This window comes from Candidatus Zixiibacteriota bacterium (genome assembly GCA_014728145.1).
In the GTDB taxonomy this organism is placed as follows: domain Bacteria; phylum Zixibacteria; class MSB-5A5; order JAABVY01; family JAABVY01; genus WJMC01.
In genome coordinates this window covers 1-11887 of record WJMC01000040.1, presented here as the reverse complement: position 1 = coordinate 11887, position 11887 = coordinate 1, and the positions used below count along the sequence as shown (strand labels likewise).

Genomic DNA, 11887 nt, shown 5'->3' with positions numbered 1-11887 from the left:
TTGACGAGCTTTACGACTACGTGAGGACTCTCTCGGAGATTTCAAGGTAATGAGGTATGAGCAGAGTTAAGTCATTGGTATTGTTAACTATATTTGTTCTGATAATGTCTGTTGGAGCGTTTGCCCAGGAACAGTCCGGGGATATCACCAACTGGATAGATGAACCGGCGACACCATTGGCGGAGGATGTCCGCTCCAATTTCTTTTTGACGCTGGCCCTGATTTTACCGTTTTTGCTATTGGCGGAAGGTCTTTTGATCTATGTTATTATTAAATTCCGTAAACGTCCCGGTCGTGAGCCGGCGAAGTTTCATGAGAATGTGCGACTTGAAATCGCGTGGACAATCGCACCGGCTATCGTATTGGTAATCATTGCCTTATCGACATACAGCCTGATCGAAAGGATCAATTACGCGCCCCAGAGCGATATGACTGTGGAGGTAACCGCCCAGAGATTTTTCTGGAAATACCATTATCCCGAACACGATATTACGATTGCAGAAGAACCGCTTGTGGTTCCTGAAGATACCTATGTTACCCTGCTGGGGACCAGTATGGACGTTATTCACGCCTGGTGGGTACCTGCTTTCGGGGTCAAAAAGGACTTTATGCCGGGTCGTATTACCGAGCTCTGGTTCAAGGCCAGGAAGGGGACATATAAAGGTCAGTGTGCCGAATTGTGCGGGCCTCTTCATGCCGATATGCTGATCGATGTCGAGGTTGTTTCAGAAGAGGAGTTCGAGGACTGGATCGCTCAAAAAAAGGCGGAACTGCAACAGGCCGGAAGCGTTCCTGTATCTGGTGATGACGAAAAAGGGGATGAAAGCTCAAAACAACAGGCTAATTGAGAGAAAGAATTATGGCTGACATAACAGTTTCAAAACCAGAAGCAGGAGGTCGTAAAGCACCGCTACTGTTGCGGATTTACGACTGGCTGGCCACCGGCGACCACAAGAAGATCGGGATTATGTATCTCTGGTTTTCGTTTGTTATGGCTTTCGCCGGGGGAGCATTCGCCGGAATCATCCGTGGACAACTGGCCACTCCGGATACCGGGCTGGTGTCGCCAGAGTTTTACAACATGATCATCTCGATGCATGCCACGCTGATGATCTTTTTCGTGATCATACCCGCCCTGACCGGTTTTGGCAATTACTTTGTACCGCTTTTGATCGGCGCGCGGGATATGGCATTTCCGAGGCTGAACGCTTTTTCGTTCTGGCTGGCGGTACCGGCGGCAATACTGATGTTCGCCAGTTTCTTTACTGCCGGGGGAGCCAACCAGGCCGGCTGGACTGCCTATCCACCCCTTTCATTGACCTCGTTTTCTGCCGGGGCGGGGATGGATATGTGGATTTTGGGGGTGATCCTGATCGGGACTTCCTCGATTCTGGGAGCTATCAATTTTATTGTCACTACTGCCAATATGCGCGCGCCGGGGATGAACTGGTTTAAGATGCCGTTGTTCGTTTGGTCATGGCTGGTCAATGCTTCCATGATCCTGATCGCCACTCCGGTTCTTTCGGCGGCTGTCTCAATGCTTCTGGCCGACCGGCTTTTCGGTACCGGATTTGTAACTGTCAGCCAGGGTGGTGATCCGCTTCTTTATCAGCACCTGTTCTGGTTTTACTCTCACCCGGCGGTCTATATCATGATTCTGCCCGGATTCGGGATGATCTCTCATGTTCTGGCGTCGTTTTCACATAAGAAGATTTTTGGCTACAAGGGGATGGTTATCGCGCTGGCTTTGATCGGCATAATCGGCTATACAGTCTGGGCCCATCATATGTTCGTGGCGGGTATTCCGGCCTGGCTCCAGGTTGTTTTCTCGATGCTCACGATGGTGATCGCGATACCGACCGGAATCAAGATATTCAGCTGGCTGGCGACTATCTGGGGCGGAACTATCCGTTTCACCACCGCCATGAAATTCGGGCTGGGCTTCATCTCGCTTTTTATCATCGGTGGGATGAGCGGTATTGTGCTGGCCAATGTGGCCTCGGATTACCAGTTCCATGATTCCTATTTCGTGGTGGCGCATTTTCATTATGTCCTGGTGGGTGGTTCGATTATGACTTTGATGGCCGGGACTTATTACTGGTTTCCGAAGATGGCCGGTAAGATGCTGTCTGAAAAACTGGGCAACTGGATCTTCTGGATGATTTATATCGGGCTGAATGTGACATTTTTCCCGATGCATTTCATGGGTATCCAGGGAATGGCACGCAGGATCTTCAGGTATCGTCCGGAATTTGCCGAATTGAATATGTTGTCATCGATCGGTTATGTTTTCATGCTGGTGGGTGGCATTCTTTTACTTTACGACCTGGTCAGGACGGTCTTTTTCAAGAAAGATGAAGATCTGTCTGCTGACCCTTGGGGTGTCAACGATGTCCAGCAGACTCTCGACTGGGAAGTCTCTTCGCCGCCACCGGCGTATAATTTCGAGAAAATTCCGGAGATTAAGTGATGGCAGATAATCCGGAGACTGAGGTCCAAAAACCTCAATTCAAACGCGAAAAATTATCATATCAACGTGATCATAATCTCGGCTACTGGTTTTTTGCAGTCAGCCTGGTAGTCGTTTTTCTGGTTATTGTGGGAGGAATTGTGCGCCTGACCGGGTCCGGGTTGTCGATTCCGGAATGGCCGATTGTCAATGGCTCACTGCTTCCGCCGATTACTGATTCCGACTGGGAAGCTGTCTACAAGACCTATCACGAGGTAATCGAAGGTGTCAAGGTCGACAGTGTTTACACGCGCGAATATCCGGGGATAATCCCGATCGGTCGCTTCAAGCAGATGTTCGCCATCGAATATTTTCATCGCTTCATAGCAGGTTTGGTGGGTATTTTATACGTAATATTGATGGTCAAGCTGTTTCGTCGGCCTGAACATAAGAAGCATTTCTCCATCAGGATCTGGATCGGGCTGGTACTATTGATTTTGCAGGCGGTGATGGGTGGAATTGTGGTTAAATATGATCTGCAGGCGGAGTTTTTAGCAGTCCATCTGGGGTTGGCGTTTGCGTTTTTCGGTCTGTTGTTCTGGACAGCTCTCAATCTATTAGCTCCACCTGTAAAAGAGAAAAACTATTTCAACCGTTTTCTCAGCAGGATCGGAGTCAGTGCAGTGGTTGCCCTGTTTTTACAGGTTCTAACCGGCGGGGTTGTGGCCGGGACACAAGCCGGATTGTCGTTTAATACCTGGCCCAAAATCGGGGATTACCTGGTTCCACCCCTGAGTGTCCTCTGGCGGTCATATATGCCGGGTCTGGAAAATTTTATCCACAATGAGATCCTGATCCAGTTCATTCATCGCTGGTGGGCTTTTGCGGTATTGATAATAGTCTATTTCCTCGTTTTTTATACATTGAGATTCAAGATCAGCCGGCAGGGCAGGATCGGCCTGAGGATCGGAAGCAGTTTGATTGTACTGCAGATAATTCTGGGCATCCTGACATTGCTGTTCAAGGTACCACCCGCGCTGGGCGTGATTCACCTGGCGGTCGGGATCATCCTGTTCGGCAATTTGTTGTATATAACCTATGAGTTTAAAAATCATGCTGTCGCAATTCGGTAAATATCTGAACCTGACAAAACCGCGTGTGATGACGCTGGTGATCGTGACCGGTGCCACCGCGCTGGTGATGGAGGGCAGTTTTTTGAGCCGTCCGCTTGAATTTGTGCTGGTTCTGCTGGCATTGTATTTTTCAGGCGGTTCGGCTAACGCGCTCAACCAATATTTCGAACGTGATCTGGACGCCAGAATGAGCCGTACCAGAAATCGCAGACCGTTGCCGAAAAAGCAGCTTTCTCCGGCACAGGCATTGACTTTTGCGATTGGGATCGGGATAACTTCGGTGGCAATATTTATATTCTGGTTCAATTGGCTCTCGGCTCTGCTGGCATTGGCGACTATATTGTTTTACGGTCTCTATTACACGCTCTGGCTCAAACCCAGGACCGATTTGAATATCGTTATAGGCGGTGCCGCGGGTGCCATGGCTCCGCTGATTGCCTGGGCGGCGGCCTCCGGGACGCTGGCAGTTACCCCGGCTATTCTTTTTTTAATCGTGTTTATCTGGACACCGCCTCATTTCTGGTCGCTGGCATTGTATTTCAAGGAAGACTACCGCGGGGTGGGATTGCCGATGATGCCCCTGGTGCGGGGTGATAATGCCACTTATAAACAGATTCTTGTCTATACGGTGGCACTTTTGGCGGTCAGCCTGAGCTTGATTCTGGCTGGAGGCGGCCCCCTCTACCTGGCAGTTGCGGTGGTACTGGGAGCACTCTTTTTAAAGAAATCGATTAACGCGAAAAAACGGCAGTTACCGAGATTGAGCCGAGCGCTGTTCGGCTATTCGATAGTATATTTGTTCGGGCTGTTTTTTACAATTGTGGTTGATAGTCTGATATTTTGATTTAGTTTACAATTATGAAACGTAATTCAAAAGTTCTGCTTATTCTGGCGCTTGTCGCGGTCGGGATGTTTATCTTCGGTTATGCCAATGTACCGCTTTTTAAAGCTTTCTGTTCGTCTCTGGGGATAAACCTTTCCCCCAATGCAGAAATAGGGGAAGAGGATGAGGAAATTGAAGTCGATCAGTCACGGCCGTTAAAGGTCCTGTTTACGACCACTGTTAACGACGATTTACCGATCATGTTCGAATCGAAAAAGGATAAGGCCGAGATCTTCGTCGGTCAGCAGGACAAGAATATCTATCATTTCGTTAATTTGTCCGATGACACTCTCTATTTCCGGCCGGTTCACTCGGTTTTCCCGGCCGAAGCTTCCAAGCGTTACACCATGATCGAGTGTTTTTGTTTTAAAGATATGACTTTGATGCCCAAAGAGGATATCGAGGTTCCTTTGGTGTATTATTTCAAACCCAGCCTGAGCGAAAAAATCGGGCGGGTGACCATGCATTACACGCTGTTCAAGCGTACCAAGGATGAGGTCGAGAAGGCTCGCGAAAAACTCAAGGATTTCGAAGTGGACGTTCCGAATGAGAAAGAAAGATCTGCCTCCGGAAACTAAAAAACGTAACCGTATTCTGGTGACGATACTTATCATAATCGTATTGACGATTGCGATATTTACCGCCCAGGGCATATATAAAACCGATTTCAATCGCGAGAAACTGGAGGAGTTCAAGCATCAGGAGAACACTCATTGAACGAGCAAGCTGAAAAAAACAGCCACGAGCATATTCATCTCCCGCCTCAATCGATCTGGCCTCTGGTTCTGTCATTGGGAATCGGGCTGGTGATGATTGGAATCATCGTTTTAGCTCACGGCAGTACGGTTATCGCCGAACTGCTTCTGATTTCCGGCGGGTCGGTCACCATCGTTTCCCTGATGGGATGGGCGCACAGCGTGGTGCGCGACAAATCCGGTCCGACCGAGAGATCATTGGGTCTTCAGCAGAGCGACCTGATGATGTTTCTGAAATATTTCCTGGTCTCGGAGGCGGCTATCTTCGGGGCTCTGTTCGTTCACTATTTTTACCATCGCTACGAATTCGAGTTCTGGCCTCCCCCGGGCACTCCAGAACTGGATACTCATATACCAGCGATCGCGACATTGATTCTGATGTTTTCCAGCCTGACCTGCGAATTATCACACAAAGCCCTGAAAAAGGGTAAGAGATTTCGCAGTAAGACGATGCTGGTAATTACCGCCCTGCTGGGGCTTGTCTTTTTATCTTTTCAGGGTTACGAATGGGGGCTTCTGATCAGCCACGAGAACTTCACGGTTAATACCAATATGTTCGGTACGATGTTCTACATGATGACCGGATTTCATGGACTGCATGTTTCCGTCGGGATCATCTTCTTGATCCTGGCATACAGCAGGATGGAATTGGGTCATCTCGACGAGAAGCATCACTTTAGTATGCTGGCGGCGTCGTGGTACTGGCATTTCGTGGACGTGATCTGGATCTTTTTGTTCTTCAGCATTTATCTCATTTGAGGCGTGGACGAGCCATCTTCCGAAACAGTTTTCCCTCCGGCAGGCTGGCGATCACTATCGCGAGAAATATCAGGATTCCACCCACAGCCCGATGAGCGATCAGTTCCTCACCTCCCAGTGTCCACGCAAAGACGGCCGCGAACACAGGTTCGAAAGCAAAAATCAGGGATACTTTCACCGGAGCGGTGTGGCGCTGGGCAATGACCTGGATTAGAAATGCCGAAAGCGTCGGAAACAATGCCAGGAAAATGATTACGAGATAGGTTTGTGACGACGATGCGGTCAGGGGCTTTCCGGCCAGGAGCGCGATGATCAATGAGATTACCCCGATGAATAAAAACTGCTGGAAAGAGAGCAGGTAGGGATCGTCGTTCAGGCGCACATATCTGTCAGTCACCAGGATATGAGCCGCGTAGGCCATGGCACAGATGATTGTAATCATATCGCCCTGGTTGATATCGGTCAGACCACCGGTCAAAATCCACAGGCCGGATAGAGATACCGCTGTTCCGACAAGTCCCAGTAGAGAGGGCATCTTCCTGAACATCAAAATTGAAAACAATGGCACAAACGCGACGAACAAACCTGTGATAAAAGCCGAATTAGATGCGGTCGTGAACTCAAGCCCGATTGTCTGGGGGATGTAGATCAGCCATAGAAGAATACCCAGCACGATACCATGGCTGAAGTTTTGAAACAGTTTACGTCCTGATAAATAACAGAAGACAGCCAGGCAGGCGGCCGCCAGCAGGAACCGATATGCCACTAAAACCAGCGGGTCGACATATGCAAGTGCGTCTTTAACCACGATAAAAGTCGAACCCCAGATCGCGGCGGCATAGATCAGACCCGCCTCGGACAGTCTCTGTTTGACAACCTGTTTCATCAGCTAATTAAAAATCCGCCCCGCGTTCAGCAGAGCGGATTTGATATATACCCGTAAGCTGTCTGTTCTATATGGTCAGCCAGAAATCACGCGGATACAGTTTGTGCACTTTGCGCGGTTCTTCCACCGAGCCGATATATTCTTCCAGTGATTTAAACTGTTTTTCAGGTCCGATGATGAAGAATGTGCCTTTTTGGCTTTGACTCAAAGGTTTGCCGTAACCTATCAGCACAGGACCGTAGGCATCTTCCATATGCTTAAACAGTTCGCTGGCTAAATCGGTGTTTTCCTTGATTTCGAGTACCCTCTGACGATAGTTTCGTTCCTTGTCGGGAGTGTAGCCGTCGACCAGGTCGGAAGCCATCGCTTCACCGCGGGTTTCATAGCGTGATGGGGAGCGGGAATAATCGAATATCTGGGCCACAGCATAGTTGATCAACTCGGGATCATCTTCGGCGTTTTTGAGCACATCTACCACGAACCTCATAGTCTGTGCGATATCTGGACAGCGTTCGGCATAGTAAGATACCCGTCCCGAACGAGGTCCGACCGAGTAGCCGTTGGAATATGCCAGACCGGCTCCCCAGGTGCGCATAAACAGACCATGACCACCCGCACCGGAGAAGAGCTTCCCGGAGAGAGTTCGCAGTATGGCCTCGCGGTCGGCGTCATGAGGTTCAGCATGGCGTGCGCTGAAGACCATCACGCCGTTATGTGTATTCTCATTGACCAGGCCGACATAGACCGGATTCCGGTCCAGCTCCACTCTTGTTGCCAGTCGCCTTACAATCCTCTGATGATCACTGTAATCGACATAGACGCTTGCCTGGCTATGGCCGAGTTTCTCCAGCATGGCGTTGATATCATCCAGCGTTTCCTGTCTGTCAGCGCTGTTGGAGATCATGAACATACGGGCGTTGTCGGCCCTGGTGATCGTCGCCAGCATGGTTTTCATTTCATTCAACGCGGACTCTGGCTTCTGGAGCAGGTCCTGTCTGGCAGTCATGAGCAGATACTTGTAATCCTGGGCCAGACTGCCGTCGGGGATGTCGGCCAGTGTATTGTTGATTGAGTTTACCAGCAGTGTCGCGCACTCCGATGCTTTTTCGGATGTTGGCATTACCGGTGGATTTTCCAGGAGATGTTTGAGCTCCTCGCGGTTTTTTCCAGTACCGAGGTCAGCCAGTTGATCGATGTATTCTCCGAGCCATGCAGTCGATGATTCATCGCCCGGATCAGCCAGTTTCCAGCGCAGTCTCTGCAGGTTATGGCTTTTTGTTAAAAAGCAGTCGATCGACATAATGACGGGGTTGTCCTGGTAGCGGTAAGCCGCCGCCGGATATCGCACCCAGTCCTCTTCGCGACCTTTCATTACATTTCGCAGATTGACAAGTGACTGGTCCAACAGATCACGCAGGCGGGGAAGGTTGTCAGGTTCGAGATACGGACTCGTGAGCGAGGCGGTCATCCAGCCCAGGCCGTTTCTAATTTCCTCGGGAGTGTTAGCTGTTGCTTTGAGCACTATTTCTGTCCGGTCACTTTCAGCAAAATAATCTGTGTAGGCATTGTAGCTGATGAGCTCCTCACGAAGTCGCTGGCGCATGACTTCATTCGGAATCACATCTCCATCCTTGATTACACCAATGGAAGTCAAAATGCCTGGCAGGAAAGAGAGATAGAGCATGTCCTTTTCAGGGATGACATTGAGCCTGAATGCGATACCGAAAGTAGAAGTGGTCATGTTATCGAAAGTCGAAGCTACCATGGGAATATCATGGGCCAGTTTCAATTCAGTATAGTTAAGCTGATCATCTATAGTCATCGGTGGATTCTCGATAAACTCCGGAATCTCGTCATTTTCGGCCAGCCGTTCGAGTTCGGCAGTGTTGGCATCGAAATCTTCTTTGAATTTAGCAATTGCTTCCATATCGGAGCTGGCGTTGTATCTCTCACGGTATTCAGCCAGGTGTGACTTGATCCGTTTTTCCTTTTCATGCGCGAGCTCTTCCAGAATTTCCGGGGAGGGGCTGGTGCCGAGGACATAGCAATCAGTTCCGATGAGTTTCCATTGTTCAATATAGTCTCTCCAGATATTTTTGTCGCTGTCGAGCAGGTTATTCATGCGCTTGAAGTACTCATCGAATACCATCGATTTGCGGAAGCCCTGTTCTTTTTCGAGTTGTTCCAGGGTGGAATACCAGCCACCTGCCGATGAGCGACGGAATCCAAACATCGGCGGTGAATTCAGGTACTTTTCGACCTGCTTGCTAGACTGGGTCAAGTGTCCACGGGCGATTTCGTTGAACTTTTTCAGCTTTTCAGAACCGTCAGCATAGGAGTGGACTTTCTTCAATTCCATATCGATCATGTTTCTGACCTCTGCCAGTGTATCCTCATTGATGTAATTGCTCTTGACGCCCTCCAGGCCAAACACGATCGGATTTCCCTGTGCGTCATAGTGGTACCCATAGGCGTTGCTGGCTCCCAGGTCTATTGCTCGGGTTTGTGAATTAATAAACAGGTTGTAGAGGTTCGAGGTGGTGCCGGAAGCGAATGTTGACAGGAACAGGTCGAGCATGAAACTGTCGAAATTATCCAGTTTAAGACTGGCCGGGCAGATACACATGATCTGGGCGGGATCATCAGGGTTGTTGGAAGGAACCGTTAGAATTTTTGTCTCGCCCGGAAATGCTTTTGGCGCAGGTGGCGGGAAATCGAATTTGCTGATTCCAATCTCTGCGTAGTCACGTTTTTCCGGCTGGCAGTGATCGAGAATTGCAGAGGTCTTTTTCAAAAAATCACCCGGGTCGATATCATCCGGAATAGATACGATCGCACCCATATTGCCCAGGTAGTATGCCCGGTGATGAAACTCGCGCAGGTCTTCCGGCGTCATCTCGCGGATAGCCGGCGGGAAACCGCCGGAAGTATTGCCGAGGGGATGCTCGCTACCGTAGAGCATCTCACTCATTTCCCTCCAGACGAAACTGGAAGGACGCTCAAAGCTGGAGACCATCTCGGTATAGACAGTGCCTTTCTCCTCGAGTTTCAAACTGCTGTCACGCGGGTCGAGCGAGTAGCCTATATGGCAGACTTCCCTGCGGATTTCCTCGTCGGTGAAATCGGGATTCAAGAGGGCATTGAGTTTTTCTCTGAAAAGCGTGTAAAAAGCCTTTTCACCGCCGACAGTGTTGAAATGGTAGGCGGTATAGGTCTGGGCAGTATAGGCCGAGCTGGATCCCAAAGACATATTTTCCAGCGCGGAAACATAGCGGCCGACTGAGCCTTTTCCCAGAAGCAGGTGTTCGCAGGTGTGAGACTCGCCCATATCAGTTGCGGGAGGGGTTTTAACCCAGAAAAATCCCTGCGGAACCGACTGGATCTGCATCAGGTCAACTATGAAGCCATGCTTCTCTGAAATAAAACGGGCACCCATGACCTTGCCGGCGCCGTTCTCATACAGGCAATCCAGCTTAAAGCCGTGGAGGTTCTGGTCTGGCTTCAATTCGGCCAGTTTGATTTGAGCCTGTGCGTTGTCGTTAATGGAAATTGTCATAAAAATCATTAGTGTTATGAGTATTAGAAGGTCTTTTAGCATTTCATGTTCCTTTCATCTATCGAAATCAACGAAAATCTTCTTAATTTAATCATACGCTCCCAGTTTTCAAAGGTTTTGAACGCGGTTTAGCTATTTTTCTTCATGAATTCAGTTTATCATGTGTTTATAATTTGCTATTTGAGACGACTTTAGATATAAATGGATAGCTATGTTACCGGGGCAAGTAAATAATGCATGAAATTCCAATTTTACGCGATGTCGTAGTTATATTTGGAGTTGCAGTGCTTGTGTTGCTCGTTTTTCACCGCCTGCGACTTCCTCCGATTGTCGGCTTTCTGATGACCGGGATGATCATCGGACCTTCCGGCCTGAGCCTCGTCAGCTCTGTTCACGAGGTGGAACTTCTGGCCGAAATCGGTATTATCCTGCTCCTGTTCACAATCGGTATCGAGTTCTCGTTGACCAGTCTACTGCGTTCCAAGAAAGCTGTTCTCCTGGGAGGAAGTGTTCAGGTAATCCTGACGATCCTGCTGACTGTCCTGGTGGCCCGGATGTTCGATGTCGAACCGGCTCGAGCGTTGTTTTATGGTATGCTGGTGGCCTTGAGCAGTACCGCGATCGTTTTACGTACGCTCCAGGAACGTGCTGAAATCGATAGTCCTCCGGGAAGGACTTCTCTGGCGATTCTGATTTTTCAGGATATTATAATCGTACCTATGATCATTCTGACACCGTTTTTGTCAGGTACTTCCGAGGCCGCCTCGGAACCGGTCTGGATGATCGTGCTCAAGGCTGTCGGGGTGATCGTGCTTGTGGTGGCATTGGCCCGTTTCGTGGTTCCGGCGGTTTTAGGTCAGGTCACACGTACCCGCAGTCGTGAGTTGTTTTTACTTTCAATCGCCTTGATTGCTATTGCGGTGGCCTGGCTGACTTCCAAGGCTGGCCTGTCATTGAGTTTGGGGGCGTTTCTGGCGGGATTGATTATCTCCGAATCGGAGTACAGCCTGCAGGCACTGGATGGGATACTGCCCTTTAAAGACGTCTTCACCAGTTTCTTTTTTGTCTCAGTCGGTATGATCGCGGATTTGAACTATATCATCAGCCACCCGATCATCATCATAGTCGGCGCACTGATCGTGTTTATTGCAAAGGCTTCTTTGGCATCTCTGGCGTCGTTTTTTCTCGGTCTCTCTTTGCGGGCGGCGCTGGTGGCCGGACTGGCGCTGGCCCAGGTGGGAGAATTCTCCTTTATTCTCTCCAAGGTTGGTGTGCATTATGACCTGATGAGCGAAGATGTTTACCAGCTATTTATTGCCGTATCAATTTTCACCATGGCCGCCACGCCGTTTGTCATTGCTGTTTCGCCTCGCTGGGCGGAGAAACTGTCGAGCATCGGATTTCTCAAACGACTTCGTCCTGCATCGTTCGGGGAATTGCGCAAACCATCTGAACAATTGAACAAT

10 protein-coding genes are annotated in these 11887 nt (G+C 49.5%); 8 read left to right on the top strand and 2 right to left on the bottom strand.

The genetic code is table 11. The annotated features are described in order from the left end of the window. Positions 1-56: 56 nt before the first annotated feature. The 7 genes from coxB to GF404_02410 are packed head-to-tail and all read left to right on the top strand — an operon-like array spanning position 57 to position 5979. Positions 57-848: a cytochrome c oxidase subunit II gene (coxB, locus tag GF404_02440; GenBank protein MBD3381035.1), complete on the top strand. Its 792-nt coding sequence runs from the start codon at positions 57-59 to the stop codon at positions 846-848. Between the two features lie 11 nt (positions 849-859). Continuing rightward, positions 860-2470 carry a cytochrome c oxidase subunit I gene (gene ctaD, locus GF404_02435; GenBank protein ID MBD3381034.1) on the top strand — a complete coding sequence of 537 codons (1611 nt, stop codon included), beginning with the start codon at positions 860-862 and terminating at the stop codon, positions 2468-2470. Beyond that, positions 2470-3582, top strand: coding sequence for a hypothetical protein (locus GF404_02430; protein MBD3381033.1), 1113 nt, complete (start codon positions 2470-2472; stop codon positions 3580-3582). The genes ctaD and GF404_02430 overlap by 1 nt, the downstream gene beginning before the upstream one ends. Next, positions 3548-4426 carry a protoheme IX farnesyltransferase gene (locus GF404_02425; GenBank protein ID MBD3381032.1) on the top strand — a complete coding sequence of 293 codons (879 nt, stop codon included), beginning with the start codon at positions 3548-3550 and terminating at the stop codon, positions 4424-4426. The genes GF404_02430 and GF404_02425 overlap by 35 nt, the downstream gene beginning before the upstream one ends. 14 nt (positions 4427-4440) lie before the next feature. Further along, on the top strand, positions 4441-5043 hold the full coding sequence (locus GF404_02420; protein ID MBD3381031.1) for a hypothetical protein: 603 nt from the start codon (positions 4441-4443) through the stop codon (positions 5041-5043). Next, a complete protein-coding gene (locus GF404_02415) occupies positions 5012-5182 on the top strand; it encodes a hypothetical protein (protein MBD3381030.1) in 171 nt (56 codons plus the stop codon). The genes GF404_02420 and GF404_02415 overlap by 32 nt, the downstream gene beginning before the upstream one ends. Further along, a complete protein-coding gene (locus GF404_02410; protein MBD3381029.1) occupies positions 5179-5979 on the top strand; it encodes a hypothetical protein in 801 nt (266 codons plus the stop codon). Before GF404_02415 ends, GF404_02410 begins: the two co-directional genes overlap by 4 nt. Here the strand turns inward: GF404_02410 and GF404_02405 are convergent. Continuing rightward, a complete protein-coding gene (locus tag GF404_02405; GenBank protein MBD3381028.1) occupies positions 5972-6865 on the bottom strand; it encodes an EamA family transporter in 894 nt (297 codons plus the stop codon). The genes GF404_02410 and GF404_02405 overlap by 8 nt on opposite strands. Before the next feature lie 67 nt (positions 6866-6932). Continuing rightward, on the bottom strand, positions 6933-10421 hold the full coding sequence (locus GF404_02400; protein MBD3381027.1) for a hypothetical protein: 3489 nt from the start codon (positions 10419-10421) through the stop codon (positions 6933-6935). Positions 10422-10654: 233 nt separating this feature from the next. Between GF404_02400 and GF404_02395 the strand changes: the two genes are divergently transcribed. Then, a partial coding sequence (locus GF404_02395; GenBank protein ID MBD3381026.1) for a potassium transporter KefB occupies positions 10655-11887 on the top strand: 1233 nt, incomplete at its 3' end.